The organism is Serratia sp. BNK-10 (genome assembly GCF_047456065.1).
GTDB lineage: Bacteria > Pseudomonadota > Gammaproteobacteria > Enterobacterales > Enterobacteriaceae > Serratia > Serratia ureilytica.
The window spans coordinates 1,412,144-1,439,020 of sequence record NZ_CP179894.1; the positions used below are offsets into that span (position 1 = coordinate 1,412,144).

Below are 26,877 nucleotides of genomic sequence, written 5' to 3' on the forward strand. Positions count from 1 at the left end.
AAGGACAAGAAACGCAATGATGAGAAAGCACGTCAATCACGCCCTGCGCATGGGGATGCTGTGCCTGTTGGCGTTGAGCGCCGCCGCTTGCCAAAGCCAAAAGCCGGGCAAGCCTGCCGTGAACACCCAAAATCAGGCTGCGCAACCTCCGTCAGAAGAGGTGTTGCGCAAGCAGCGTGAGGCCGAGCAACTGCGCCAGTGTCAGGAGCAACTGGGCGCGTTGCGCACGATCAACGAGAAACAGTATCAGCGCTACAAACAGGCGTTCGACAGCCTGATGAGCGGCGCTTCCCAGTACGCCAACCTGCGCGCCCGGGTAAACGGTGACACGCAGGAGACGGTGGATGCGCTGTATCGCTACAAGGTCAACTATCTGTGCGCCGGGGTGAATCAGGCGGTGTTGACCGGGCTGGCGGATCGCGGGGAGCAGGTTAAATGAGGCTGCGTCTGCTGGGCTGTGTCGCTTTGCTGTTCACCGGCGTCGCGCAAGCGGACGACGGCGTGCCGGCGCTGCTGCAGTTTGCCGAGCAGTATCAACGGCAGAATATCGGTCCGGCGACCGAAAAAACGGCGCCGGACGACCGTGAGTCAGGGAAAAAAAAGCGTGAGCCGGCGAAGCGCCTGTCGGACAACAGCCAATCCGCCTCACCGGCCAAAACGTTTACGCTGAGCCAGGAATTATTGGCGCGCGATCAACAGCTGGCGCGCCAGCGAATGGCGCTGACGGCGCTGCGCCAGGAGCTCGCCGCGCTGCGGGCGGAGAAAGCGGCGCCACCCGTCGCGGCGTTGCCGGACTCGTCAACGCTTCAACAGTGGATCGCCGGGCTGGGCGCCGCCTGGCGTGGTTCGCCCGACGCGCAGCGCGCCGAGGCGCTGTTGCGTCAGGCGACGCAGGAAACCGCCAAAAGCAGAGCGACGGCGGCGCAGGCCGAACGGCGCGTCACCGAACTTGAGTCTGCCGCGCAGGCATCGGCACAAACGCTTGCACAACGCCAACGCGAGCACCAGGAGGCGTTGCACGCTCTGCGCGCCGCGTTGGAAGAAAGCGAGCAGAAGCGGGCCGGTGAGCAGAAGGCGACTCAGCATGCGCGCGAAGACCTGCTGGCGTTGCGTAAGCGGCTGCAATGGGAGATGACGCCGGAGCAGTTGAAGGATGAACGCAAGCGTTTGTCCTATGCGGCGGGCAGTGCGCTGGGGCGGGATATTCAGGGGTTGATGACGGAGCGTCAAAGCTGGGGCGTGCCGGTGGATCGCGACAGCCTGTTGGCGGGCGTTATCGACAGCGTGTCGGGACGTTTGCAGCTGTCGCCGCAGGAACTGAATACGTTGACGGCGCAGGCGGATGCCGCCGCCGTGGCCGCGCGTGAGAAACGCGTTAACCAGCAGCGGCGGCGCGATGACGATTACCTGACGCAGTTCAGTCAACAAAAGGGCGTAAAGCAGTCGGCGATGGGCTTCTGGTATCGGGTGGATTATGCCGGGGAGGGGGCGCTGGCGCCAACGGCGGTGGTCGATGTTGTGGTGAAAGAGAAGCTGACCGACGGCACGGTGATCCAGGATATGGATCTGAGCGGCAAGGTGCTGTCGCAACCGCTGTCCGAATACCCGCCGCTGTTCCGGGAGGCGATAAGTCATCTGCACAACCACGGCTCGTTGACGATGGTCGTGCCGCCGGCGCTGGCCTACGGTGAAACCGGCTACCCGCCGAAGGTGCCGCCCAACGCCACCATGGTTTATGAATTGCGCATCGACAACAGCCAGGCGCCGGCAAAGGGCGTCCAGGCGGTTAAACGGGAAGCCGACACGGCGGGAGGGCAGGGATGAACACGATGATAAAAATCGCGCTATTTGATGAGAATCGATACTTCAGCGCAGGTTGGCAAGAGGCTCTGGCGCTGCACTTCAGCACTTACGGCAAGCGCACGCTGTTAGTGGATGCGCGGCAGGCTCATGAAGCCGATCTGGTGTTCTGCTATTTTCCTCCCGGCGTGCAAAGCTGTTTTTGCCACCTCTCTGAGGCGCAGCCCGTGGGGCGTAAAACGCTGTATTTCTCGTTGCGAACGCCGGAGGGAAGGCATAAACGCACCGTCGGTAACCGCTGCTCGCTGGAGGCCGGCGTCATCTACCACGATATGCCGTTGGTTTCGGCGCTGTATCAGGTGAGCGCCGAGCTTGAGCGGCGCAGCAAATGGCCGGGCAGACTGAGCTGTGGCAAGAACTGCGCATGCCAACACCGGGGCTTGACGTTGCGCGAACAAGAGATCATGCGCTGCATGACGCGGGAGATGGGAGTCACGCAAATCGCCCGGATGCTGGATATTAGCGTGAAGACGGTCAGCAATCACAAGATGAGCGTCATGCGCAAAATGGGATTCCGGCGTAATGCCGAACTTTACGGCTGGCTGCGGCACAGCGCTCGTCCCGGGGCTGTGGGGCTTCGCGCGGGCATTCAGCCCGGCGTTGCGGCAGGAAAGGATCGCTATTGAAACGGCGCCGGCCAAGTCACACCGGCCGGCGCCTTAAGTGCCTCGCCGTGGCGATCAGTTGCAGGCCACGACCTTGATCGCCAGCCCGCCCTGTGAGGTTTCGCGGTATTTGGCGTTCATGTCTTTGCCGGTCTCGTACATGGTTTCGATCACCTTATCCAGACAAACCCGCGGTTCGCTGGTCCGGCGCATCGCCATGCGTGCGGCGTTGACCGCCTTAACGGCGGAAATGGCGTTGCGTTCGATGCACGGCACCTGAACCTGGCCGGCGAGCGGATCGCAGGTCAGCCCCAAATGGTGCTCCATGGCGATCTCCGCCGCGATGCACACCTGCGCCGGGCTGCCGCCGAGCAGCTCGGTCAACCCGGCCGCCGCCATTGAACAGGCCACGCCCACTTCCCCCTGACAACCGACTTCGGCGCCGGAGATCGAGGCGTTCATCTTGTACAGCGCGCCAATCACGCCGGACGCCAGGAAATAGCGGGTATAGGAGTTGGCGTTCACCGGGCGGATGAACTTGTCGTAGTAGGCCAGCACCGCAGGGATGATGCCACACGCGCCGTTGGTCGGCGCGGTGACCACGCGGCCGCCGGCCGCGTTCTCTTCGTTGACCGCCAACGCGAACATGTTGATCCAATCGACCACGTTCATCGGATCAATATTGTTCTTGTCTCCGGTCACCAGAATGCGGCGCAGCGCGGCGGCGCGGCGCGGCACTTTCATCGGGCCGGGCAGCAGCCCTTCGGTGTTGATGCCGCGCTCGATACCGGCGCTCATCACCTGCCAGACATCGGCGAAATGCGCGTCGATATCCGCCTTGCTGCGCAGCGCCAGCTCGTTTTGCATCACCAGGCCGGACAAGGACAGCCCGGTCTCCTTGCAATGCTGCTGCAGATCGTGCGCTGATTTGAACGGATAGGGCACCGGCGTGGCGCCCTCGGCGGACTGGCCGAAGTGCTCTTCGTCGACGATAAAACCGCCGCCGATCGAGTAATAGGTTTTGCTGTGCAGCAGGCGTTCACCGGCGAAGGCGCGGATGCGCATGCCGTTTTCATGCAACGGCAGGTTATCGCTGTGGAAGTTCATGCCGCCGTGCAGCGGGAAATCCACCTCGTGGTGGCCGTTGGCCAGCGGCAGGCGGCCGCGTTGCTCAACGTCGCGAATAAAGCCCGGAATGCTGTCGATGTCCACATCGTGCGGCAGGTTGCCGGCCAGGCCCATGATGATGGCGATGTCGGTGTGGTGACCTTTACCGGTCAATGACAGCGAACCGTAGACGTCGACCACCACGCGGGTGGTGTCCTGTAACTGCTGGTGCGCGATCAGCTCGTCGACGAACTGTTTGCCGGCCTTCATCGGGCCAACGGTGTGGGAGCTGGATGGGCCGATGCCGATTTTGAAAATATCGAAAACGCTGACCATGGTCTCGCCTCCTTCTTCAGGTTTCAGGCGGTGAATACGGGAAATGGGGGAGTGCGGGAGGGCCGGCGCGCAAGCGGCGCCGGCCGGGCGTGATTAGCCGAGCAGGCTGAACACGATGGCAGAGATGGCGATCAGACCCATCACAACCACGAACACGTTGCTGATGTGGCCGCTGTACTTGCGCATGGCAGGCACTTTACGGATGGCGTACATCGGCATCAGGAACAGCAGCATGGCGATGATTGGGCCACCCAGGGTTTCGATCATGCCCAGGATGCTTGGGTTCAGGGTGGCGACGATCCAGGTGGTCACCAGCATGAAGATAGCGGTCATGCGGTTCAACTTGGCGGTGCTGACGGTTTTGCCGCGGCTTTTCATCGACTTGGCGACCAGGCCGTTGAAGCCTTCACGGGCGCCCAGGTAGTGGCCCAGGAACGATTTGGTGATGGCGACGAAGGCGATAACCGGCGCGATGTACTCGATCATCGGGTTGTTAAAGTGGTTGGCCAGGTAAGACAGAATCGAGATGTTCTGCGCCTTGGCTTCCGCCAGGTTTTCCGGTGTCAGGCTCAGCACGCAGCTGAACACGAAGAACATCACGGTCAGCACCATCATGATGTGTGCATAAGCCAGAATGCGGGAGCATTTCTTCTCGGCGTCTGCGCCGTACTCTTCGCGTTTGGCGACGGCGAAGGCGGAGATGATCGGCGAGTGGTTGAAGGAGAACACCATCACCGGGATTGCCAGCCACAGGGTCATGATCAGGCCGTGACCCATGCCGGTACCGCTGCCGGACAGCGACACGTTTTCGAAGATGGCGCCGGTCCAGTTAGGGATCAGGTATACCGCCAGCAGCATCAGCACCGCCACAAACGGGAAGACCAGGATGCTCATGGTTTTCACGATGGCCTGCTCACCGAAGCGCACGATGGTCATCAGGCCGACGATCAGGATCAGCGACAGGATGGCGCGCGGCGGCGACGTCATGCCCAACTGGTGGGTAATGAAGCTGTCGACGGTGTTGGTGATCGCCACGCTGTAAACCAACAGAATCGGGTAGATGGCGAAGAAGTACAGCAGAGTAATCAGTTTACCGGCGGTGATGCCGAAGTGCTCTTCTACCACGGCGGTGATGTCTTCACCGGGATTTTTACCGGACAGAACGAAACGGCACAGGCCGCGGTGGGCAAAGAAGGTCATCGGGAAAGCGATGATGGCCATGATGATCAAAGGAATCAAACCGCCGATGCCGGCGTTGATTGGCAAGAACAGGACGCCTGCGCCGATGGCGGTGCCGTACAGGCCCAACATCCACATGGTATCCGTTTTACGCCAGGTAGTGCTGGAACCCGAAGCCGCAGAGGCAATTGTGCCGGTCTGTGTAGTGTCCATAAATATCTCCGAAGTGAACACGAATTTAAAATTAAAAGGCAAAACTTAAGGTTAAACCGTCAAACGTCCTATTCAGGCAACGCTTGCGGTAAGAATCAGGTGTTGCTTGCGGGGATGTTTTGGCGTCCCCCTGGTTGTTTATTGTGTTCATTACCACAGGCACAGCGCCGGGTAATTCACCAAAGACTTTTCACCGCCACGGGGTGATAAAAGTCGTTACCGCTGCCGACAGGTCTTTGCCTGTCGATTTTTGTTGGCGGCAAGATAACGATTTACAGTAGAAACAACCGTGATCCTGCTCTCAAATGCGTAATATGTGCAGTTATCTGCTTTTTTATCGATTTTTCGCGCATTTGTTGCACATTTGTGTAAGATTTTGTGCTGAGAACGCTCTCATAAAAATTTCTGCGATTATGCGGCTTGTACAATAATTAGCCGGATAAAGCGCTGTGCTCAGCAGCAAGCCGAGCAATATATTTTATGCGTGGTTTTGGATCTAGCTAAAAACCCGGATTAAGCAGTTTTAGTGACGTAGATCACATTGTATTTTTAAGTCAAATGAGCAGTATTGATTTGTTTTTAAAGGATTTTAATTGAAAAACACCGCTAGTAACGAAGGGAAATTACTTACGTGGTTAGCGGATAAAAATGCGTAACCATTCATCATATAAATAACAGATAGCTAACAGGTATTGGCGAGATTTGCTGCAATAGCCTAACCGGCCGTTTATTTAAACATCCCGGTCTTTGGCGCGATTTATCATATAAAAGCCATAAATAGTCGTTAATTCATCCAGCCGAAGGCGGGTTTGACCAGAGAGAAAATAATCACTCGGGTGACCTGTTGCATTTTATTAACCTGATGTTGCGTGAGGATAAGCGAAAAATGCGTATCGATTGCGCATTATTTGTTCATCGCGGGCCGTGGGAAAAGAGAGATTTCAGCGGCGCGCCGTCGTTTCCGACGGCGCTGAAGGGGGATCAATAGCGGGTAGCGATGGCGTTATCGTTGAAGAACGCCATGAAGTCGGCGTCCGGCTGGCGATCGGTGATCACCCGATCGAACTGCGTCAGCGGGCCGATACAGGCCGGCTTGATTTTGCCGAACTTGCTGTGATCCGCCACCAGGATCTTTTGCTGCGCCATCGCCATTGCGCGATGCTTCATCTCCAGCTCGTCGAAGTTGAAGCAGGTGGCGCCGTGCCGCAGGCTGAGACCGGCGGCGGAGATAAAGGCGATGTTCGGGCAGATGTGATCGAGCTCATTGCGGCCGCCGACGCTGGAAAAGATGTAGTTGTTCGGTTTGAACTCGCCGCCGCACAGGATCACCTTGCAATTCGGTTTGTCTTGCAGGGCCAGGAAGGTGTTCAGCGAATGGCACACGGCGGTGAAGGTCAGTTCGTCGGCAATGGCGTCTATGATCGTCGGGGTGGTGGTCCCGCAGTCGAAAAACACCGTGTCGTTTTCATTGATCAACGGCGCCGCCAGCAGGCCGATGCGCCGTTTCTCCGTGACCTGTTTGGCTTTTTGATCGGAAACGAAGTAGTTGGTCACGCCGTTGCTGCGCGGATCGGTCACCACATAGCCGCCGAGCAGCACCACCGCCGCCGGCTCGGCGCTCAGATCGCGGCGAATGGTCATCTCCGAGACCCCCAGCAGCGCGGCGGCTTCTTTCAGGTGGATCTTGTCAGCGCGTTTTAACGCCTGAACTAACCGGTTGATACGTTCTTCGCGCCGCGTTTCCATAGATCCGTCTTCCCACAGGTAGTAGAGGTAAAAAAGCGTGCCGCCGTTTCCGGCGCTAAACACAACGATGCGGGGCAATATCGGGCCGCATCGGCCGCCCGTATTGTCCCGCATCGTTGTGTATTGGCTGCGCCCGTCAAGGCGCGCCGACGATCAGTAGCTGCCAGCCGCCGCCTGCGCGCCGGATACGATGGCAACGCCGGAGCTGGTGCCGATACGCGTGGCGCCGGCTTTGATCATCTTCTCGGCGGTGGCGCGATCGCGCACGGCGCCGGAAGCTTTCACGCCCATTTCGCTGCCCACCGTCTCGCGCATCAGTTTGACGTGCTCTTCCCGAGCGCCGCCGGTGCTGAAGCCGGTGGAGGTTTTAACGAAGGCGACATCGAGTTCGCGACACATTTCACAAACCTGGACGATCTGCGCATCGCTGAGCAGGCAGGTTTCCAATATTACCTTCAACGGGATCGCCGCGCAAACCTCGCGCACGGCGGCGATGTCGGCTTTCACTTCGTCCAGCAGGCCGCTTTTCAGCCAGCCGACGTTGATCACCATATCGATCTCTTGCGCGCCGGCGGCGATCGCCGCTTTGGCTTCAAAGGCTTTGGCGACGGTCAGGCCGGCGCCCAGCGGGAAACCGATCACCGAGCAGACTTTCACGGTGCTTTCCTGCAGCAGCTGGGCTGCCAACGGCACGTAGCCGGAGTTGACGCACACCGCATAGAAGTTGTGCTGCTGGGCTTCTTCGCACAGTTTGGCGATCTGCATTTCGGTGGCGTCCATGGCCAGCAGGGTGTGGTCGACATAGCGGGCGTAATCGATGTTTTCGGAGGTCATCGCGGTTCCTTAATGAAGTTGAGAAAAGAGCGTTGATAGAGAATGTGAAAATAATAACATTACAATGCGGGTAAACCTAGCGGGATTTGAAAAATGTCGACGAGATCATAGTTATCTCACTGTTATATGTATAACTTAGGGGAAGTGTATTTGTTATTTAAATAACATTTTCAGCGGCCGCTCGCGGCCTGCGCGGGCGAAATGTCGAGGGAAAACGATGAAAATCAACATTGATCTGGTTCCTGCCGCGTTCGGGGCGCATCGGCAGGCGCTGTTCCGCAATGCGGATTTCGCGGTGAGCGCCCATCGCTGCGCAGAGCGCGGGCCAATGCTGACGCTGGCGAATCGGCGCGGGGCACTGACGGTCTTGCCGTATCAGGGCCTGGCGATTTGGGATGCTGAATTTGACGGTTACTCATTGAAATCGGGCCGCCGCAGCGGGCGGGGCGCCGGAAGAAAGCGCGATGATGTCGCCGCGTTCTGCCCCGCCTGGCCGAGTCACGACGGCGCATCGCTCCAGATGCAACGCGTGTGGCTGCAGCTGGCGGGCGACGAGCTGACGTTGCAGGGCGAAGGCGAGCGGTTGGGCGAGGGATGGCGCATCGGCCCGGCGCTGCGTTTGGCGGCGCAGAGCGCGCAGTTCGCCATTGAGATGAAAGTCACCAATCTGGCCGATCGGCCGCAGCCGCTGCGCTATGTGTGCCGCCTCAACTACGATTGCATTCCCGACGCGGTATTCCGCCAAAACTTGCCGACGCCGGCGCTGTTGGGGGAGGCGCTCGGGCAGGAACTGCTGTGTTCCGAGGATCTGTCTCGCTACGTGGACCGAGCCGAATTCTTTATGCTGGCGCCGCAAGGCCGGCGCTATGTAACGCGTTTCGCCACCGGGCAATTCAACTATGGTCTCCGGCGCATCGCCGTTCAGGGCAACCGGCAGTTGCTTTCCTTTATCCAGCCGGCAAACTGCCGCCCGAATGCGCCAGAGGGTGAGGGAGTGATGCTGGGAGCGGGAAAAACGCGGGCGTTCTGCGTGACCACCGGCGTGGTGTGAAATAAGCAGGGGCGGTAACGCCCCTGTCATGTTGTGCGGTTACTCTTTCACCCAACCGCGGCGAATGGCGAAGGCGAACAGGAAACGATACAGGCGCGACAGCCTGTCGGCGATGACATCGCCGAACAGATTCCACACCAGTTGGGCGAACAGACAGCCCACCAGGCCGAGCAGGAAACCGCCGACCATATCCAGCGGCCAGTGCACGCCGAGGTAAACGCGTGACCAGGCGATGCCGACGGCGACGATCATCAGCAGCACGCCGGACCAAACGCGGTGCCAGAACAGGAACGCCAGCGCGAAGGTAAAGATGGCGGTGCCGTGATCGCTCGGGAACGAGCTGTCCGGCGCGTGTGGCAGGAAGGTATAACCGACGCCGGCGACGAATGGGCGCTCATGCGGCAGCAGCGCGCCGATAGCGGAAGCGGCAAGCATGGCGAACAGCAGCGCGATAGTGGTTTTTGCTACCACCTGGCGTTGCGAAACCAGCTGGCTTTGCGGCCCCCACAGCCAAAGACCGACGATCAGCAGCGGCACGATGATGATCAGATCGCGCGCCAAAAAGGTGGCGAAATCGATCATCCATTCGGGAGACGCCGGAGTCGCATTGATCCAGGCGAAAAGAAAATGGTTCAACTGTTCCATAACCGTTACCTCGTCTTGCGGCGCCAATAGCCGCTAACCGTCCAATAAATAGCCAACTGGCTTAACCAAACCCACCAACCCGCCCACAGGTTATGGGTAAGAAAATGTGCGCCGCGCATGATCTGACCAAAGCCCATCAGCATGCCTAGCGCGATGCCGCCGCACCAACACCACCAGGCGAGGCGTGGACGCTGCGGATAAAACAGGAAAAACAACGCCATCACCGCGAAACCGCTCGAGGCGTGCCCGCCGGGGAAACAGCGGCCGGGGCCCGGCAGCGCCGGTACCGCGCCGAATAGCGGGAAGGACATCGCCTTGCCGCCGTACTCAATCAGATCCCACGGGCAGGAGTGCGCGCTGGTGGCTTTGAGAATGCCCACCACCAGCGGGCCGATGCCAATCAGCAGCATGGTCACGATCAGGCGCGCGCTGCGGCGATAGATGCCCCAAAACAGCGTCAGCACCGCGCCTACGATCACTATCTGCTTCAACAGGCGGTGATTGATCAGATCCAGCCAATAATTGTTTTGCCACGGGAAATGCCCGCTGGCGGCATCGTACCAATAGTTGCTGATCGCCCAATCCAGCTGTTCGTTGCGGGAGAGCCACAGAAACGCCAGACCGCTGATCAGCAGGCCAAAAACCTGCCAACGGTAAAAGGATGTCGACAGGGAGTAAAGGGCGGTTGTCTTAATTTGCGGTGTCGTTGAGGATTGATTTAATGACGATTCTGGATTCACGCGCAGGCTCGGTGACAGGATTGAATGACGTCACTGTAATAATTCTGTCTTAAGAAAACCTTAGTCCGCCGGCAAGAAAATCCTATCTGATACACCCGCTTGTGCGAAGGTAATCGCTTGTTTTTCTCGTCTTAACCCGAGGGTGTGCTGGCTAATTGCTCCGGTTAACGGTTTATATCAGGCGATTGTCACTATTGATCGCCTATTGTAAAGAAGATTAAACCTGTGGCGGGCTTAGCGGTAGTGTATTAGTTTATAGGCGGATTATTTGACAAAGTGTAGGGATAAAACATGAACAAGGCATCCGTTGTATTTTCCGGCCTGCTGATGGCCGTTTCCGCTGGCGCTATGGCGGCGACCTCTGGCGATGACGCAGACATGAGCAAACAGCCGCTGGAAAAAGTCGCGCCTTACCCGAAAGCCGAGAAGGGCATGAATCGCCAGGTGATCTACCTGCCGAAGCAAGAGCACGAAGAGAACTACAAGGTCGAACTGCTGATCGGCAAGACGCTGGAAGTGGACTGCAACCGCCATATGATTGGCGGCACGCTGGAGACCAAAACCCTGTCTGGCTGGGGTTACGACTACCTGGTGCTGGAGAAGCTGTCTGAACCGGCCTCGACCATGATGGCCTGCCCGGACAATACCAAGACCAAGAAATTCATCGCCGCTAACCTGGGCGACGCCGCGATGCAGCGCTACAACAGCCGCCTGCCGATCGTGGTGTATGCGCCGAAAGACGCGGAAGTGAAATACCGCATCTGGAAAGCCGAAGACACCGTAAGCCAGGCTGAGCAGAAATAACCGCCGCCTGACGCCGCTCCGCTGGCCATTCCCGGTTGGCGGAGCCTTTCTCCTTCCTGTCTCCTTATCATTCCCGCATCTTTGACACTCGACTGATTGCTTTCGGACGTGGCTTTTAGGCGCGACATGGCAACGAAATACGCAAGTCAATACCTCTTCACAAGGGCACAGGAAGCACGCAGCTGCATGGATGGGAGAGGATGCGCGCGTATAGAAATAGAGCAAAGAAATCTTTACTGAAGTGTGATAATTTTGCGCATTCCCTATTAATGGAATGACACAGAAGATAAGGATATCCAATGCGTTATCGTTCGCTAACGCTCGACGAGCCCCGTAACAGCCGCACACCTGGCGAGTTGCTTGATGATGGTGCGCCTGTGCCGACCACGGAACCCTGCGAGTGGGCAGGCACCGTATGAAACTGATTCATTTCTCCTCTGAACACACGGCGCCGGAAAGCTTTTCCAGGATACTTAACCCGACAGCAGCGCGGCATGAGCTGGAACGGCACTATTTGTTCGGCGGCGCAGCCGGCATATCGATAAGCAGCCGGTATCCTATTACCCGCAATACTCAATCCGGGATTGGCGTCACCGGTTATCGTGAGGACGTGGCTATGAAGCGCAGCGTACTCGATGAGATCAACCGGGGCGGCTTGCTGGCGATTGATCAGGGAATCGGCACCTGGACGCCGACGAAATATGCCTTTTACGTCGACGCGGAAGGCCGATTACAGCGCTACCCAGGCAGCTCTCTTCCCGCCTTTTATCCTACCGGGCGCGTGATCGCCCGCTATGAAGAAATGGTCAGCCGCTATGGCCACCGGGCAAAACCGACGGTGCTGCCGGCGAGGCAGAATACGACCCGGAATCCCCCTCTGCAGCAAGCCATTGCTACCGCAGTGGCAACCGTTGCCGCCACGGTGCAGGCCATCCGCCCAATGACCAAGGCAGAACGCTGGCAAGAACGCCAGTACCTGATAGGGCGAGGCAACCGCAGCATTTACCCGGATGCGCGCCTGGCGGCACAGCGCCTGGCGGAGAACAACATCGCGGTCGAAAAGGCGAAGTTGGCTGAGAATGTCTATAAGACCACTAACCCGCTCAAGGACACGATAGACATCCCTGAAGGCTGGAAGGATATCAGTAACAATGATGGGGCGCTGGGTCGGCTAGGTTTGAGCAGTAACATGCTTTATGACAAACCAATGAATCCCGATTTTTTAGCCCGAGTTTATCAGCCAGACGAGAGTGTCTTTGGTAAGGCGATGAACCCGACGGTGGTGTTCCGCGGATCGCGCGCACCAGAATTCCCGGAGGGGATAAGCCACGCAGCCCAAAAAGCCTTATTAAGGGGGGACTTGTCAGGCGTTAAAAATCTCAGTGACTGGAAAAACAACGGTGCTCAAGGAATAGGACTTAATTCTGAATACTACAAAAAAGCGGTTGGTATTGGCGATAAAATTTCAAAAGTATCCAATATCGACGTTGCAGGTCATTCATTAGGAGGAGGTATGGCGTCCGCGGCCTCTATGGCCAGCGGCAAACCGGCTTGGACGTTTAATGCAGCAGGCCTGAATGCGGGAACCGTCGAAAAATACGGCGGCTCTATAATAGGCAGCGCCGATAATATTCAGGCGTATCGCGTAAAAGGGGAGCTGTTGACCAAGCTGCAGGAGGTTGATTTGTGGGAGGATGCCAAAGACCTCAAATTTTATCCGCCTGCGGTGATGGCGAAAGAACGGTTGTCCATGTTGGCGCCTGACGCCGTGGGAGTAAAGCACACGCTTCCCGGTGGAACAGGTTCACTGCTGGATAAGCACGGTATAGACCAGGCGATACAATGCATTGAAAATGAGAAAGACGATGACATTGCCACAATCAAGGGACGAATATGAAAAAAATCATACTCATTATCACGATGCTAGTGTCTACGCTCATCATGCAGGGGTGCAAACAAGGTATGGATTTACAACCGCAGGATTATTTTGACGGTCAGCAATTGGACATTGCCAAAGCCATTTATGATGGTGACAGGCCGCAGTTGGATAACTTATTGTCATCAGTAAGCAAAGAGATCTTAAATCGTCCAGCTAAGGAAGAAATGACCTTATTGTTTTGGGCAATAAACAATGCCATCTATGACAAAACCACACCTGAAAGGCTGAAAATTATCACTGACTTGGTAAAAGCCGGAGCAGACCCTTTACAGCCTCAACCTAACACTCCGGGTAGTCCCGCTGAATTTGTTATGAAAGCGGATAAAGGCATCTGGATACAGGCTATGTTAGAGGGCGGACTCTCTCCAAATGCTAAGGATAAGGTTCATAATCAACCCATTATATTCAATAGCATCTTTGCAAAAAACACAGAGACATTAGAGATCATGTTGGATTATGGCGCTGATATAAATATAAGAAATTCACTGGGTGATACGCTGCTCATCGATGCTTTAGATTATCACTCCTATGACCACGTCATTCTTCTATTAGAAAAAGGCGCCGATAGCAATATAAGAGGCAACTCGGGTTGGACAATGGGCAATCAACTGCAACGGCTGATTAATAGAAGTCAGGATGGCAGCGAGGCGAAAGCGTCTCTTGAGCGCATCAAAGACGAGCTAATTAAGCGTGGTGGGAAATGGCCGCCGGCTCCTGTCAGTCAATAAGCAAACCCGAAGTGGCGGGATGCTAAGATCAATCCAATTAGTGACCGACGGTACCGTTATGGCCAGTGGCGACGAGAGTGCTGTTGTTAAGTACCGTTTGTGACGCCATCTCTTTGAACAGTGGCGAACCCACAAGCAGCGTTTCTATGTTGAAACCTGCACATTGATAGGGATGCTGGCGTAAGCGACGCTCAGAGATAGGATGCTTTATGCCTGACGACGAGGCCGCGACAGCAGGTGTTGCGGGCTGCTTCAGGCAACAAAAAACCCGATAATCTTGAACCTAAAAGGCGGGATTATCGGGCTCCACAAAATGGGGACATCAAAGAAAAGCAGTGGCACTAATTCAGACTGCGGCCCCCAACGAAAGTTCTCCCCGGCGACAAAAAAATCAAAATATTTTTATCGCCGATCCATCTCTCCCGCTAATCGATCAGCCGAGTATGCCCGGCCATAGCACCACGATGAGTGAACCCGCCAGCGTTAACAGCACGTTAGCGATGGCGTAGGTGCCGGCGTAGCCCAGCGCCGGGATGTTGCTGCGCGCGGTATCGCTGATGATCTCCATCGCCGGCGCGCAAGTGCGGGCGCCCATAATCGCGCCGAACAGCAGGGCGCGGTTCATGCGCAGCACGTAGGCGCCGAACAGGAAGCAGATAATCACCGGCACCAGGCTGACGATCAGCCCGGCGATCAGCATCTGGCCGCCGACCGCGCCCAGACTGTGGCCAATGCCGGCGCCGGCGCTCAGGCCTACGCCCGCCATAAACACCATCAGGCCGAACTCTTTCACCATGTTCAGCGCGCCCTGAGGAATGTAGCCGAAGGTCGGGTGGTTGGCGCGCAGGAAGCCGAGCATAATGCCGGACATCAGCAGGCCGGCGGCGTTGCCGATGCCGAACGAGAAGTTGCTGAACTGTATGGTGATCTGGCCGATCAAAAGGCCGATGATGAAGAAGGCGCAGAACGCCAGCAGATCGGTCACCTGGCTGTGAATCGAGATAAAGCCAATTTTCTCCGCCACGCTCTTCACCCGGCGCGCGTCGCCGCTCACCTGCAGCACGTCGCCTTTGTTGAGCACGATGCTGTCGTCGATCGGCATTTCGATCTGGCTGCGGATCACGCGGTTGAGGAAGCAGCCGTGGTCGGTCAGCTTCAGCTGGCTCAGGCGTTTGTTCACCGCGTTGCTGTTCTTCACCACGATCTCTTCGGTCACGATGCGCATGTCGAGCAGATCGCGGTCAAACACTTCCTTACCGTTGCGGAAGCTCGGATCCAGCCGCGCGTGGGCGTCCGGGTAGCCGACCAGCGAAATCTCATCGCCCACCTGCAGCACCGCGTCACCGTCCGGGTTGGCCAGAATGCCGTTGCGGCGGATGCGTTCGATGTAGCAGCCGGTCTGGCGGTAGATGCCCAGCTCGCGCAGATTCTTGCCGTCGGCCCAGGCCACCAGCTCGGGGCCGACGCGGTAGGCGCGGATCACCGGCAGGTAGACCTTGCGCTGGCTGTCGGTGTCCAGGCCGCGTTCACGAGCGATTTGCTGGGCGGAGGTGGACAGATCCTGGTGCTGCAGCTTCGGCAGGTAGCGCGCGCCAAAAATCAGGCTGACCAGACCGATCAGGTAGGTGAGGGCATAGCCGAGGCTCAGATGATCCTGCGCCGCCAGCAGCGCCGGGCCGTTGACGATGGTGTTGCGCAGCGTATCGCCGGCCCCCACCAGCACCGGCGTGGAGGTCATCGAGCCGGCCAGCATGCCGGCGGTCAGGCCGATGTCCCAGTGGAACAGCTTGCCGAGACCGATGGCGATCACCATCGCCGAACCGACCATCACCAGCGCCAGCATCAGGTAATTTTTGCCGTCGCGGAAGAAAATCGAGAAAAAGTTAGGCCCGGCTTCCACCCCGACGCAGAAAATAAACAGCATGAAGCCGAGATTCAGCGCCTCGGTGTTAATGGCGAAGTGTTGCTGGCCGAGCAACAGGGAAACCACTAAAACGCCAATGGAATTACCGAGTTGGACGGAGCCCAGACGGAGTTTACCGAGGCACAGCCCCAGCGCGAGTACCACGAACAGTAACAGAATGTAGTTACCGTTTAACAAACTAGCGACGTTTATGTTCACGGAGGATAACTTATTGTTTACCAGTAAGTGCTTGATATAGATAACTATAAGAGATAAATTCAGCCTTAAAACGACGTCATAAATCACCACCAGCAGAAAGCGAAGCGAACCATCGTTCGGCGGCGTTCATTCTAGACGCTATGACCGATGACAGCCAGCACAGAAAGCTGATTTCCTGCGCCGCCGTGCGCATTTAACTCTCTTTTGACCAAGGAAAAAATTCGGTTCAGCGTCACCTGACGGGTGGCCGGGCTGATTTCTATTGATGCGGTAATTGGGCGGGGGAGAATTCGCATGACGAGTTATCGATATTGGCTGGGCATTCTCAGCTGTTTTCTGTTGTTCAACCTGGTGTTTCTCGGCCAGCAAACCGGCCTGTTCGGCAGCACGGATCATGAGCACCACGGGGAAACCGGCCTGCTGCTGTTTGTGATCCCCGGCGCGATCGCCAGCTATCTGTCGAGCCGCAAGCGGCTGCTGTGTCCGCTGCTGGGGGCGCTTTATGCCTTGCCGCTCTGCCTGCTGATCCGTCACTTCTGGCTGACGCCGTCCTATTCGTTCTGGCAGGAGCTGGCTTACGCCACCAGCGCGGTGTTCTGGTGCGTGTTCGGCGCGATGCTGATGCTGTTCGCCCTCGGTCTGTTGCACACGCTCCAGCAGCTGCATCGGCGGCAGCGGCAATAAAAAAAGGCGCGTTAAGCGCCTTTTTTGTCGTTCAAAAACTTACTGGAACAGGTTCAGGTGTTCTTTAGCGTAAGCTTCGAAATCGGTGCAACCGCCGATGTGCTTCTCGTCCAGGAAGATCTGCGGCACGGTTTCAACCGGTTTACCGACGGTTTTTTCCAGATCGGCCTTGGTGATGCCTTCCGCGTGGATATCAACGTAACGGAAGTTGAAATCGTCGCGTTCTTCAGTCAGTTTTTCCGCCAGTTCTTTAGCGCGGACACAATAAGGACAGCCAGGACGCCCGAAGATTACTGCAAACATGCAACGCTCCTTAATTGGATTTTCAAAAAATTGTTCGCTACCGCAACGACATCCCGTCACCGAAAAAGTCATTACCTGCGTCAGATAGCGCCTACTATGCCCGTTGAGGCGGTGAAAAAAAAGCAGGAATTACCTGTTAATCTGATTCATGTAACCAATTAGTCTGCCGGGGCTGTCGCCGCCGACGGGAATTCACTACACTGGGGGCAGACCTTCTGGAGAAGAAAAATATGCGTTCATTCGGTGACTTACCGCGCCCGGTGCTGGTGTTGGAAGGGCTGGGCATCGTGATGCTGGTATTGGCCTACCTCAGTATTCACGGCCACCTGCAGCTGCCGGGCTGGCTGGCGTCGCAACAGGCGGCGGTCGGCATGATTTTCCTCGGCGTGGCGCTGATGGTGCCGGCGGCGGCGTTTCTGGTATGGCGCGTGGTGCAGGGTTTCGGGCCGCTGATGCGCGGCGGCCTGCCGCCGGAAAACGATAGCCGCAAGCCGCAAGATGCGGACGCATCGAAAAATCATCAGGACAGCGATCCGCGCGCCTGAGCGCCGCGGCCGCTAACCCGCCTGCGGGGCAGGCGTTGGCCTTTTTGGGGTGACGAGTGAAAATTGCCATTCTTTCTCGCGACGGATCGCTCTATTCGTGCAAACGGCTGCGTGAAGCGGCGGAAGATCGCGGGCACAGCATCGATATCATCGATCCGCTTTCCTGTTATATGAACATCAACCCGGCGGCGCCGACCATTCACTATCGCGGCCGTCAGTTGGAGCGTTATGACGCGGTGATCCCGCGCATCGGTTCCGCCATCACCTTTTACGGCACCGCGGTGCTGCGCCAATTCGAGCTGCTCGGCAGCTACCCGCTCAACGAATCCGTGGCCATTACCCGCGCCCGCGACAAGCTGCGTTCGCTGCAACTGTTGGCCCGGCAGGGTATCGATCTGCCGATCACCGGTTTCGCCCATTCACCGGACGATACCGGCGATCTGATCGAACTGGTCGGCGGCGCGCCGCTGGTGGTCAAGCTGGTGGAAGGCACGCAGGGCATCGGGGTGGTGCTGGCGGAAACTCGCCAGGCGGCGGAAAGCGTGATCGACGCCTTTCGCGGCCTGAACGCCCATATTCTGGTGCAGGAATACGTGCGCGAAGCGCAGGGCCGCGACGTGCGCTGCCTGGTGGTGGGCGGCCGGGTGGTGGCCGCCATCGAGCGGCAGGCGAAGCCCGGCGAGTTTCGTTCCAACCTGCACCGTGGCGGCAGCGCCCGCAAAGTGACCATCACCGCCAGGGAGCGGGCGGTTGCGGTCAAAGCGGCGAACACGCTGGGGCTGGACGTCGCCGGGGTGGATATCCTGCGCGCCGAGCGCGGCCCGCTGGTGATGGAGGTCAACGCCTCACCGGGGCTGGAAGGGGTGGAAACCACTACCGGGCTGGACATTGCCGGCATGATGATCGAATACGTCGAGCAGCGCGGCCGGCCGGGGTTCCGCCTGAAATCGGGCGGCTGACGGTACGCGCGTTGCGCTTTTCCCGCCGAGCAATATCTTAATTAGTGAATTAAGCCGCATTGATCGTGGCGTATCGGGTGAATATTCCGTAAGCTATGCGCCTTTTCGCGTTTTGAATATTGTGAGGCTGGTTATTATGGATTCACTCATTGTCCCCGATTTGGCGCTGTTGCGGCGCTGGCTGGATCAGTCGGGCATTTCTTTCTTTGAGTGCGATTCCTGCCAGGCGCTGCACCTGCCGCACATGCAGAACTTCGACGGCGTGTTCGACGCCAAGATAGATCTGGTGGACAACGTCATTCTGTTCTCCGCGCTGGCCGAGGTGAAGCCGACCGCGCTGATCCCGCTGGTGGCGGATCTGAGCCAGATCAACGCCAGCTCGCTGACCATCAAGGCCTTTGTCGACATTCAGGACGACAACCTGCCGAAGCTGATCGTCTGCCAGTCGCTGAGCGTGGCGGTCGGCATCACCTACGAGCAGTTCACCCACTTCATGCAGCAGGGCGAAGAGCAGGTCTCGATGGTGATCCTCGAGGCGCGGGCGAACGATCTGCTGTTTATGGGGGACGAAGAAGAGATCCCCGCTGGCGCCGTGCGTCAGCCGATGCTGCACTGATCCTCGCTGTACCTTAAGCATGCCGTCGCTCCGGCGGCATGCTGCCGTGATTCCCCTCCGCAATTAAATATTCTGCACTTTGGCCTCTGTCGCCCGATCTTTCTCGGCTTTTACGCCGTTAATGCCGTATCACATAGAGAAAAATTGCATAAAAAATCGATAAATGGCGTTTTTTACCCTGGGGGCTGGCGGGTTGCGATGGCAGCGGCTATGCTGCTGATTCTGCAAAGGGCTTGCGATTTCCCTTGTAACCACGCGAGCAGGGCAGTGCAAAAAGGCGCATGCAATCATATGCATAGCCATTCATTTCGCGGTTGCAACGATTGCGCTCAATCAGGAAAGGTTTTGTATCGCTGCAGATACAAGTTCAATTCTATGATTTACCCTGTTTTGGAGGAAGTTACGGATGGTCACCCAACGTAAAAAGTGGTTATCGGGTGTGGTTGCCGGTCTGTTGATGGCCGCGTCCGTCACGGCGTCAGCCGAAGAGAAAACGCTGCACGTGTATAACTGGTCCGACTATATCGCGCCGGATACCCTGGCCAAATTCCAGAAAGAAACCGGTATCAAAGTGGTGTACGACGTCTTTGACTCCAACGAAGTGTTGGAAGGCAAACTGATGGCGGGCAGCACCGGTTACGATTTGGTAGTCCCTTCATCCAACTTCCTCGAGCGTCAGTCGCAGGCCGGCATTTTCGAGCCGCTCGACAAGAGCAAGATCCCCAACTACAAAAATCTCGATCCCGAGATGCTGAAGCTGGTGGCGCATAACGACAAAGACAACAAATACGGCATCCCTTACATGATGGTGACCACCGGCATCGGCTATAACGTCGACAAGGTGAAGGCGGTACTGGGCAAAGACGCGCCGGTCAACAGCTGGGATCTGATCTTCAAGCCGGAAAACCTGGAGAAGCTCAAGAGCTGCGGCGTCTCCTTCCTCGATGCGCCGAGCGAGGTCTACGCCACCGTGCTGCATTATCTGGGCAAAGATCCCAACAGCACCAACGCGGCGGACTACACCGGCGCGGCCAACGATCTGCTGCTGAAGCTGCGACCGAACATCCGCTATTTCCACTCTTCTCAGTACATCAACGATCTGGCGAACGGTGACATCTGCGTGGCGATCGGTTGGTCTGGCGACGTGATGCAGGCGGCCAACCGCGCCAAAGAGGCGAAGAACGGCGTGAATGTGGCCTATGCGATCCCGAAAGAGGGGGCGCTGACCTACTTTGACATGTTCGCCATGCCGGCGGACGCCAAAAGCAAGGACGCCGCCTACCAGTTCCTGAACTTCCTGCTCAAGCCGGACGTGATGGCGGACATCAGTAACCACATTTACTACGCCAATGCGGTGAAAGATTCCACGCCGCTGGTGAACGCCGAAGTGCGCGATAACCCGAACGTCTATCCGCCGGCCGATTTGCGCGCCAAGCTGTTCACGCTCAACGTGCAGTCGCCGAAGCTGGACCGTGTCATTACCCGCGCATGGACTAAAGTTAAAAGCGGGAAGTGATGATGGGGGAGCCCCCCATCGTCGGTAAACCGGCAGGCGGGTGTTCCCCGCCTGCATTGCCGTTTTGGGCCACGGCGCTCGCCGTGGTTTTGTGCCGCTTTACGCCGGAGAGCACCCCGATTGAACGACGCCATCCCTCGTCCTCAAGCCAAGTCGCAGAAGGTTTTCACCCCTCTGCTGGAAATCCGTAACCTCACCAAAACCTTCGACGGGCAGAATGCGGTCGAAGACGTCAGCCTCACCATCTATAAGGGTGAGATCTTTGCGCTGCTTGGCCCGTCCGGCTGCGGCAAGTCCACCTTACTGCGCATGCTGGCCGGTTTTGAACAGCCGACGGAAGGGCAGATCGTGCTCGACGGGCAGGATATGTCGCATGTGCCGCCGTACCAGCGGCCGATCAATATGATGTTTCAGTCGTACGCGCTGTTCCCGCACATGACCGTGGAGCAGAACATCGCGTTTGGCCTTAAGCAGGACAAAATGCCGCGGGCGGAGATCGCCGAACGGGTGGCGGAAATGCTGGCGCTGGTGCACATGCAGGAGTATGCCAAGCGCAAACCGCACCAGCTTTCCGGCGGCCAACGGCAGAGGGTGGCGCTGGCGCGCAGCCTGGCCAAGCGGCCGAAGCTGCTGCTGCTGGATGAACCCATGGGCGCGCTGGACAAGAAGTTGCGCGACCGCATGCAGCTGGAAGTGACCGACATTCTCGAGCGCGTCGGCGTGACCTGCGTGATGGTGACGCACGATCAGGAAGAAGCGATGACCATGGCGGGGCGCATCGCCATCATGAACCGCGGCAAGTTCGTGCAGATCGGCGAGCCGGAAGAGATCTACGAGCATCCGAACAGCCGCTTCAGCGCCGAATTTATCGGTTCGGTCAACGTCTTCGACTGCGTGCTGCAAGAGCGCCACGACGATGCGCTGATCCTGCAAAGCCCGGGGCTGCGCCATGCGATCAAAGTGGATCCGGACGCCTCGGTGGTGGACGGCGTGCCGATCCAGGTCGCGCTGCGGCCGGAAAAGATCCTGCTGTGCGAACAAGTGCCGGAAGACGGCTGCAACTTCGCGGTGGGGGAAGTGGCGCACATTTCCTATCTGGGCGATCTGTCCATCTACCACGTGAAGCTGCACAGCGGGCAGATCATCAGCGCCCAGCTGCAAAACGGCCATCGTTTCCGCAAGGGGATGCCCACCTGGGGCGATGAAGTGCGTCTATGTTGGGAAACCGACAGCTGCGTCGTGTTGACGGTGTAGTGGATCCGGTGAGGAGTAACCCGTATGACCCTGCTTTCTGAACGCGCGCCGGAACCGCCGGCCAAAGCGCCCGGCGCCCTCAGGGCGCTGTTCCATCGCTTGCTGATGGCCCATGGCCGCAAGCTGGTGATCGCGCTGCCGTATTTATGGCTGACGCTGCTGTTTATGCTGCCTTTCCTGATCGTGTTCAAGATCAGCCTGGCGGAGTTGGCGATGGCGGTGCCGCCCTACACCGAGCTGATGAGCTGGGTGGACGGCAAACTGAACATCGCGCTCAACTTTGCCAACTACCTGCAGCTCACCGACGATCCGCTGTATATCGACGCCTATCTGCAGTCGCTGCGCGTGGCGGCGATTTCGACGCTGTGTTGCCTGATCATCGGCTATCCGCTGGCCTGGGCGGTGGCCCACAGCAAGGCGTCGACCCGCAACATCCTGCTGTTGCTGGTGATCCTGCCTTCCTGGACCTCGTTCCTGATCCGCGTCTATGCCTGGATGGGCATTCTGAAAAACAACGGCACGCTGAACAACTTTCTGATGTGGTTAGGGGTGATCGACCAGCCGCTGGTGATCCTGCACACCAACCTGGCGGTGTATATCGGCATCGTCTATTCCTACCTGCCGTTTATGGTGTTGCCGATCTACACGGCGCTGATCCGGCTGGATTACTCGCTGGTGGAGGCGTCGCTGGATCTGGGCGCCCGGCCGCTGAAAACCTTTTTCAGCGTGATCGTGCCGCTGACGCGCGGCGGCATCATCGCCGGCTCGATGCTGGTGTTCATTCCGGCGGTGGGGGAGTTCGTGATCCCGGAGCTGCTCGGCGGGCCGGACAGCATCATGATCGGCCGCGTGCTGTGGCAGGAGTTCTTCAATAACCGCGACTGGCCAGTGGCCTCGGCGGTCGCCACCATCATGCTGCTGTTGCTGATCGTGCCAATATTGTGGTTCCACAAGCACCAGAACAAGGAAATGGGAGGCCAGGCATGAACAACTTGCCGGTAGTGCGTTCACCGTGGCGCATCGCCATCCTGACTGTCGGCTTTACCTTCCTGTATGCGCCGATGCTGATGCTGGTGATTTACTCCTTCAACAGCTCCAAGCTGGTGACGGTGTGGGCCGGCTGGTCCACGCGCTGGTATAGCGAACTGTTCCACGATTCGGCGATGATTAGCGCGGTGGGGCTCAGCCTGACCATCGCCGCCGCCGCCGCCACTGCCGCGGTGGTGCTGGGCGCCATCGCCGCGGTGGTGATGGTGCGTTTCGGCCGTTTTCGCGGCTCGACCGGCTTCGCGTTTATGCTGACCGCGCCGCTGGTGATGCCGGACGTGATCACCGGCCTGTCGTTGCTGCTGCTGTTCGTGGCGATGGGGCACGCCTTCGGTTGGCCGTCGGAGCGCGGCATGTTCACCATTTGGCTGGCGCATGTCACCTTCTGTACCGCTTATGTGGCGGTGGTGATCAGTTCGCGCTTGCGCGAGGTGGATCGCTCAATTGAAGAGGCGGCGATGGACCTGGGGGCGCCGCCGCTGAAGGTGTTTTTCGTCATCACCTTGCCGATGATTGCGCCGGCGCTGATCTCCGGCTGGATGCTGGCGTTTACCCTGTCGCTGGACGATCTGGTGATCGCCAGTTTCGTCTCCGGCCCAGGCGCCACCACGTTGCCGATGCTGGTGTTCTCCAGCGTGCGCATGGGGGTGAATCCGGAAATTAACGCGCTGGCCAGCCTGATCCTGCTGGTGGTGGGCATTCTCGGCCTGATCGCCTGGTGGTTTATGGCGCGCTCGGAAAAACAACGATCGCGTGAATTGCAGCGGGCGGCCCGTAGCTGAATCGTAACAAACCTGCTATTTTTGCAATCAATAAGTATTGCAACTAACTACCTGACTTTACATGCGCCATTTGAATGGCTCCAATGAATTTCACACTGCCGCCAACAACGCGGCAATGTGAAAGGCGTAGGGGCAGTGGCGCGTCGTAGCGGAACACGGATATGTCAGACATGCTGAAAAGCGGGCAGGGAATAAGATCGACTTCGGATGCGCCGGTGCCGGTGATGGTGGCGGGCACCGCCATGGTGGCGATCAAGTGTATCAGCGTGGTGCTGCTGCTGGGCGAGCTGGGCGTCGACGGTGCGAAGGAGTTTGTCAGCACCAGCGCGCAGGCGTGGGATTCCACCTTTATCTTTCTGGCCGGGCTGATGCTGCTGTGCCTGCAAATCAGCTGCGGTTTTGCGGTGATGCGCGGCCGCAACTGGGGGCGCTGGGGCTACGTGGCCTGTCAGTGCATCGTGGTGCTTTACCTGCTGCTGGCCACCATCGGCAGCGTCTTCCCCGAGGTGTTCACCGTGGAAGGGGAAACCAGCGGCCAAATCCTGCACGTTCTGATCCTGCAAAAGATCCCCGACGCGGTGATCCTGGCGCTGCTGTTCGTCCCCACCGCCAGCCGCCGCTTCTTCACCGCGCGCAAGTGAGATTTTAGGCGCGCGGAGTGGTAAACTCTGCGCCCTTAATTCGTCATCCTGAACTTCACGGTATCTTCATGCATTGCGCTTTGTATACGGCGGGCACCTGCCGTTCCTGTCAGTGGCTGGAAAAGCCCTATCCGCAGCAGCTGGCCGACAAACAGCATCACCTGCAATCGCTGCTGGCCGGGCGCGACGTCGCGCAGTGGCTGCAGCCGGCGGCGGGGGAACTGAGCGCATTTCGCAATAAAGCCAAGATGGTGGTCAGCGGCAGCGTGGAGCGCCCGCTGCTCGGCATGCTGCACCGCGACGGCACGCCGGTCGATCTGAGCGACTGCCCGCTGTATCCCGCCGGCTTTGCGCCGATGTTTGCGGTGCTGAAAAGCTTCATCGCCCGCGCCGGCCTGACGCCGTATAACGTGGCGCGCAAACGCGGCGAGCTGAAATACCTGCTGCTGACCGAAAGCACGCTCGACGGCGGCGTGATGCTGCGCTTCGTGCTGCGCTCGGAAACCAAGCTGGCGCAGCTGCGCGCCGCGCTGCCGTGGCTGCAGCAACAGCTGCCGCAGCTTAAGGTTATCTCCGCCAATATTCAGCCGGTGCATATGGCGATCATGGAAGGGGAGCGCGAGATCGCGCTGACCGAACAGCAGGCGCTGGAGGAACAGTTCAATCAGGTGCCGCTGTTCATCCGCCCGCAAAGCTTCTTCCAAACCAACCCGCAGGTGGCCGCCGATCTGTATGCCACCGCCCGCGACTGGGTGCGCGCGCTGGGTATCGACAGCATGTGGGATCTGTTTTGCGGCGTCGGCGGTTTCGGCCTGCACTGCGCGCAGCCGCAAACTCGCCTGACCGGCATCGAAATCAGCGCGGAAGCGATCGCCTGCGCGCGCCAGTCGGCGCAGCGATTGGGGTTGCTGCAGGTCGATTTTCAGGCGCTCGATTCCACCCGCTTCGCCACCGCCGAAGGGCAGGTGCCGCAGCTGGTGTTGGTCAACCCGCCGCGCCGCGGCATCGGCCAGGCGCTATGCGATTATTTGAGCCGGATGGCGCCGGATTACATTCTGTATTCCAGCTGCAACGCCGAGAGCATGGCGAAAGATATCGAGATGTTGCCGGGATACCGCATCGAACGGGTGCAGCTGTTCGACATGTTCCCGCATACCGCGCACTACGAAGTGTTGACGCTGTTGGTGCGGCGTTAAAGGCGCTTTTTGGCAGCGGTGTAAGCCGCTGAACGTTCGCGTTTGCCCACAGACAGGACCAGAACCACGATCTCCGTTTCCATGACGCGATATACCAAACGAAAGCCTGAGGCTCTGAGTTTGATTTTGTAGCAATCGGGCAAACCGGCGAGTTTGTTGGCGGGGACGTGGGGATTAACCAGCACCGATGCCAGCTTTTTTGAACTGTTCCCGGATCACCGGGGACAGTTTTTTAAATTCCTTCAGCGCATGTTCTTCGAATTCAAGCTTATAAGTCATCCAAATTGACCTTAATGCGTTTGCCGTTCATCCGTGAACGAACGATTTCAGCGAGTTCGATATCTTCCAGGTATTCCGCGATCGCCTCCCAGGTTTCCGGAGAGACGTAATATCCCGAAATCTTACCGTTGGTCAGGACGGCGACCGGTTGCCCTTGTGCCTCTTTAAGAGCGGCGTTGGGCGATTTCTTAAAATCGCTGATGCTGACAGCCGAGTCGGCAAGAATGGGTTGAACCGTCATGATGTTATCCTTGATGCTAAATTCAGTATCAAATTTAGCACTAACCGAATGGGGTGGCAATCGGATGGAGCCGCCGAAGGATGGCGACTCCACATGCGGACTTACTGCGGGAACCATTTGTCGTTGATGGCCTTGTAGGTGCCGTCGGCCTTGATGGCGTCCAGCGCGGCGTTCAGCTTGGCCAGCAGCGCCTGATTGTCCGGGCGCACCGCGATGCCGAGGCCGGTGCCGAAGTATTGCGCATCGGTGATATGTTCGCCGACCGGCGCCAGCTGCGGGTTGGTTTTCAGCCACTCGTTCACTACGGCGGTATCGCCGAAGACGCCGTCGATACGGCCGTTTTTCAGCTCCAGAATAGCGTTCTGGTAGCTGTCGTAAGAGACGGTGTTAATCTCCGGGTGCTTGTCCTGCATGTATTTCTGGTGGGTGGTGCCGTTTTCCATGCCGAGCTTTTTGCCTTTCAGATCAGCCAGCGAGCTGAACTTGCCTTTTTGCGCGATCACAATCGCCGAGTTGGCATAGTAAGGTTGGGTGAAGGCGACCTGTTTGCTGCGCTCCGGCGTGATATCCATACCGGAAATCACCGCATCGTATTTTTTGAATTTCAGCGCGGCGATCAGGCTGTCGAACGCCTGGTTGGTGAAAGTGCACTGCGCCTGCATCTGTTTGCACAACGCGTTGGCCAAGTCGATATCGAAGCCGACGATCTGGTTGTTGGCGTCCAGCGATTCGAACGGCGGATAGGTGGCGGAGGCGGCGAAGCGGATAGTCTCGGCTGCGGTGGCGTTAAAGGTCATTCCGGCCAACATCGTCGCGGCAAGCAGCAGTTTTTTCATGCGTAGAGCTCCTGTCTGGATCCTGAAAGTGATTATTTCGCTATCGTTTGTTTTTACTGGTAATCGCCA

General features: G+C 58.0%; 27 protein-coding genes and 1 pseudogene. 17 read left to right on the top strand and 11 right to left on the bottom strand.

Going from position 1 to position 26,877, the window contains the following annotated elements:
- The first annotated feature begins 16 nt into the window (after window positions 1–16).
- The 3 genes from ACMGG9_RS06840 to ACMGG9_RS06850 are packed head-to-tail and all read left to right on the top strand — an operon-like array spanning window position 17 to window position 2,486.
- A complete protein-coding gene (locus tag ACMGG9_RS06840; protein ID WP_046686746.1) occupies window positions 17–439 on the top strand; it encodes a hypothetical protein in 423 nt (140 codons plus the stop codon).
- Complete coding sequence (locus tag ACMGG9_RS06845; RefSeq protein WP_164106162.1) at window positions 436–1,824, top strand: FKBP-type peptidyl-prolyl cis-trans isomerase N-terminal domain-containing protein; 1,389 nt, start codon at window positions 436–438, stop codon at window positions 1,822–1,824. The genes ACMGG9_RS06840 and ACMGG9_RS06845 overlap by 4 nt, the downstream gene beginning before the upstream one ends.
- Window positions 1,821–2,486, top strand: coding sequence for a response regulator transcription factor (locus ACMGG9_RS06850; RefSeq protein ID WP_164106161.1), 666 nt, complete (start codon window positions 1,821–1,823; stop codon window positions 2,484–2,486). The genes ACMGG9_RS06845 and ACMGG9_RS06850 overlap by 4 nt, the downstream gene beginning before the upstream one ends.
- A gap of 54 nt (window positions 2,487–2,540) precedes the next feature.
- On the opposite strand, the gene ACMGG9_RS06855 is transcribed toward ACMGG9_RS06850, so the two are convergent.
- The 4 genes from ACMGG9_RS06855 to deoC all read right to left on the bottom strand — a co-directional run bounded on the left by ACMGG9_RS06855 (window position 2,541) and on the right by deoC (window position 7,880).
- Window positions 2,541–3,908: an L-serine ammonia-lyase gene (locus ACMGG9_RS06855; RefSeq protein WP_033642507.1), complete on the bottom strand. Its 1,368-nt coding sequence runs from the start codon at window positions 3,906–3,908 to the stop codon at window positions 2,541–2,543.
- Between the two features lie 93 nt (window positions 3,909–4,001).
- Window positions 4,002–5,300 (bottom strand): HAAAP family serine/threonine permease, encoded by a 1,299-nt coding sequence (locus ACMGG9_RS06860; protein ID WP_033650641.1) that lies wholly within the window; start codon window positions 5,298–5,300, stop codon window positions 4,002–4,004.
- 981 nt (window positions 5,301–6,281) lie between these two features.
- Window positions 6,282–7,046, bottom strand: coding sequence for a DNA-binding transcriptional repressor DeoR (deoR, locus tag ACMGG9_RS06865; protein WP_042784074.1), 765 nt, complete (start codon window positions 7,044–7,046; stop codon window positions 6,282–6,284).
- A 153-nt stretch (window positions 7,047–7,199) separates the two neighbouring features.
- The gene (gene deoC, locus ACMGG9_RS06870; RefSeq protein WP_033642510.1) at window positions 7,200–7,880 is read right to left on the bottom strand and encodes a deoxyribose-phosphate aldolase; all 681 of its coding nucleotides are present in this window, start codon (window positions 7,878–7,880) and stop codon (window positions 7,200–7,202) included.
- Window positions 7,881–8,097: 217 nt separating this feature from the next.
- Here deoC and ACMGG9_RS06875 point away from each other — a divergent pair, with 217 nt between their 5' ends.
- Complete coding sequence (locus ACMGG9_RS06875) at window positions 8,098–8,931, top strand: hypothetical protein (RefSeq protein WP_033642511.1); 834 nt, start codon at window positions 8,098–8,100, stop codon at window positions 8,929–8,931.
- Between the two features lie 39 nt (window positions 8,932–8,970).
- On the opposite strand, the gene ybjG is transcribed toward ACMGG9_RS06875, so the two are convergent.
- Window positions 8,971–9,576, bottom strand: coding sequence for an undecaprenyl-diphosphate phosphatase (gene ybjG, locus ACMGG9_RS06880; RefSeq protein WP_033642512.1), 606 nt, complete (start codon window positions 9,574–9,576; stop codon window positions 8,971–8,973).
- A gap of 5 nt (window positions 9,577–9,581) precedes the next feature.
- Complete coding sequence (locus tag ACMGG9_RS06885; protein ID WP_197793182.1) at window positions 9,582–10,316, bottom strand: phosphatase PAP2 family protein; 735 nt, start codon at window positions 10,314–10,316, stop codon at window positions 9,582–9,584.
- 291 nt (window positions 10,317–10,607) lie between these two features.
- Here ACMGG9_RS06885 and eco point away from each other — a divergent pair, with 291 nt between their 5' ends.
- The 3 genes from eco to ACMGG9_RS06900 all read left to right on the top strand — a co-directional run bounded on the left by eco (window position 10,608) and on the right by ACMGG9_RS06900 (window position 13,787).
- Window positions 10,608–11,120 carry a serine protease inhibitor ecotin gene (gene eco, locus ACMGG9_RS06890; RefSeq protein WP_033642514.1) on the top strand — a complete coding sequence of 171 codons (513 nt, stop codon included), beginning with the start codon at window positions 10,608–10,610 and terminating at the stop codon, window positions 11,118–11,120.
- A gap of 415 nt (window positions 11,121–11,535) precedes the next feature.
- Entirely contained in the window at window positions 11,536–13,017 is a 1,482-nt protein-coding gene (locus ACMGG9_RS06895; protein WP_414162000.1) for a phospholipase, read from the top strand.
- A complete protein-coding gene (locus tag ACMGG9_RS06900; protein WP_147880287.1) occupies window positions 13,014–13,787 on the top strand; it encodes an ankyrin repeat domain-containing protein in 774 nt (257 codons plus the stop codon). The genes ACMGG9_RS06895 and ACMGG9_RS06900 overlap by 4 nt, the downstream gene beginning before the upstream one ends.
- 433 nt (window positions 13,788–14,220) lie before the next feature.
- Here the strand turns inward: ACMGG9_RS06900 and ACMGG9_RS06905 are convergent, their stop codons facing one another.
- Complete coding sequence (locus ACMGG9_RS06905) at window positions 14,221–15,909, bottom strand: aspartate:alanine antiporter (RefSeq protein WP_004938680.1); 1,689 nt, start codon at window positions 15,907–15,909, stop codon at window positions 14,221–14,223.
- 294 nt (window positions 15,910–16,203) lie between these two features.
- Here ACMGG9_RS06905 and ACMGG9_RS06910 point away from each other — a divergent pair, with 294 nt between their 5' ends.
- Window positions 16,204–16,593 (top strand): inner membrane protein YbjM, encoded by a 390-nt coding sequence (locus ACMGG9_RS06910; RefSeq protein ID WP_033642521.1) that lies wholly within the window; start codon window positions 16,204–16,206, stop codon window positions 16,591–16,593.
- A gap of 39 nt (window positions 16,594–16,632) precedes the next feature.
- On the opposite strand, the gene ACMGG9_RS06915 is transcribed toward ACMGG9_RS06910, so the two are convergent.
- Window positions 16,633–16,896 carry a GrxA family glutaredoxin gene (locus ACMGG9_RS06915; RefSeq protein ID WP_004938676.1) on the bottom strand — a complete coding sequence of 88 codons (264 nt, stop codon included), beginning with the start codon at window positions 16,894–16,896 and terminating at the stop codon, window positions 16,633–16,635.
- A gap of 230 nt (window positions 16,897–17,126) precedes the next feature.
- Here ACMGG9_RS06915 and ACMGG9_RS06920 point away from each other — a divergent pair, with 230 nt between their 5' ends.
- From ACMGG9_RS06920 to rlmC, 9 genes are all read left to right on the top strand, one after another.
- Window positions 17,127–17,441, top strand: coding sequence for a YbjC family protein (locus ACMGG9_RS06920; RefSeq protein WP_089194498.1), 315 nt, complete (start codon window positions 17,127–17,129; stop codon window positions 17,439–17,441).
- Between the two features lie 56 nt (window positions 17,442–17,497).
- The gene (gene rimK, locus ACMGG9_RS06925) at window positions 17,498–18,400 is read left to right on the top strand and encodes a 30S ribosomal protein S6--L-glutamate ligase (protein WP_414162001.1); all 903 of its coding nucleotides are present in this window, start codon (window positions 17,498–17,500) and stop codon (window positions 18,398–18,400) included.
- A gap of 136 nt (window positions 18,401–18,536) precedes the next feature.
- Window positions 18,537–19,016, top strand: a complete 480-nt coding sequence (locus ACMGG9_RS06930; protein ID WP_004938666.1) for a YbjN domain-containing protein — start codon at window positions 18,537–18,539, stop codon at window positions 19,014–19,016.
- Between the two features lie 406 nt (window positions 19,017–19,422).
- Window positions 19,423–20,532 carry a spermidine/putrescine ABC transporter substrate-binding protein PotF gene (gene potF / locus ACMGG9_RS06935; RefSeq protein ID WP_033650647.1) on the top strand — a complete coding sequence of 370 codons (1,110 nt, stop codon included), beginning with the start codon at window positions 19,423–19,425 and terminating at the stop codon, window positions 20,530–20,532.
- A 120-nt stretch (window positions 20,533–20,652) separates the two neighbouring features.
- A complete protein-coding gene (potG, locus tag ACMGG9_RS06940) occupies window positions 20,653–21,786 on the top strand; it encodes a putrescine ABC transporter ATP-binding subunit PotG (protein ID WP_004938650.1) in 1,134 nt (377 codons plus the stop codon).
- Window positions 21,787–21,810: 24 nt separating this feature from the next.
- Window positions 21,811–22,773 carry a putrescine ABC transporter permease PotH gene (potH, locus tag ACMGG9_RS06945; protein ID WP_046686755.1) on the top strand — a complete coding sequence of 321 codons (963 nt, stop codon included), beginning with the start codon at window positions 21,811–21,813 and terminating at the stop codon, window positions 22,771–22,773.
- Window positions 22,770–23,615 carry a putrescine ABC transporter permease PotI gene (gene potI, locus ACMGG9_RS06950; RefSeq protein ID WP_042784088.1) on the top strand — a complete coding sequence of 282 codons (846 nt, stop codon included), beginning with the start codon at window positions 22,770–22,772 and terminating at the stop codon, window positions 23,613–23,615. The genes potH and potI overlap by 4 nt, the downstream gene beginning before the upstream one ends.
- Before the next feature lie 161 nt (window positions 23,616–23,776).
- Window positions 23,777–24,256 (top strand): YbjO family protein, encoded by a 480-nt coding sequence (locus tag ACMGG9_RS06955; RefSeq protein WP_047024958.1) that lies wholly within the window; start codon window positions 23,777–23,779, stop codon window positions 24,254–24,256.
- A gap of 68 nt (window positions 24,257–24,324) precedes the next feature.
- On the top strand, window positions 24,325–25,452 hold the full coding sequence (gene rlmC, locus ACMGG9_RS06960; RefSeq protein WP_033650649.1) for a 23S rRNA (uracil(747)-C(5))-methyltransferase RlmC: 1,128 nt from the start codon (window positions 24,325–24,327) through the stop codon (window positions 25,450–25,452).
- Here rlmC and ACMGG9_RS06965 read toward each other — a convergent pair.
- The 3 genes and pseudogenes from ACMGG9_RS06965 to artJ all read right to left on the bottom strand — a co-directional run bounded on the left by ACMGG9_RS06965 (window position 25,449) and on the right by artJ (window position 26,808).
- A pseudogene (locus ACMGG9_RS06965) lies at window positions 25,449–25,731 on the bottom strand (type II toxin-antitoxin system RelE family toxin). The gene rlmC and the pseudogene ACMGG9_RS06965 overlap by 4 nt on opposite strands.
- Window positions 25,721–25,972, bottom strand: a complete 252-nt coding sequence (locus ACMGG9_RS06970; RefSeq protein WP_004928423.1) for a type II toxin-antitoxin system Phd/YefM family antitoxin — start codon at window positions 25,970–25,972, stop codon at window positions 25,721–25,723. The pseudogene ACMGG9_RS06965 and the gene ACMGG9_RS06970 overlap by 11 nt, the downstream one beginning before the upstream one ends.
- Before the next feature lie 101 nt (window positions 25,973–26,073).
- Entirely contained in the window at window positions 26,074–26,808 is a 735-nt protein-coding gene (gene artJ, locus ACMGG9_RS06975; protein ID WP_015377297.1) for an arginine ABC transporter substrate-binding protein, read from the bottom strand.
- Window positions 26,809–26,877 lie beyond the last annotated feature (69 nt).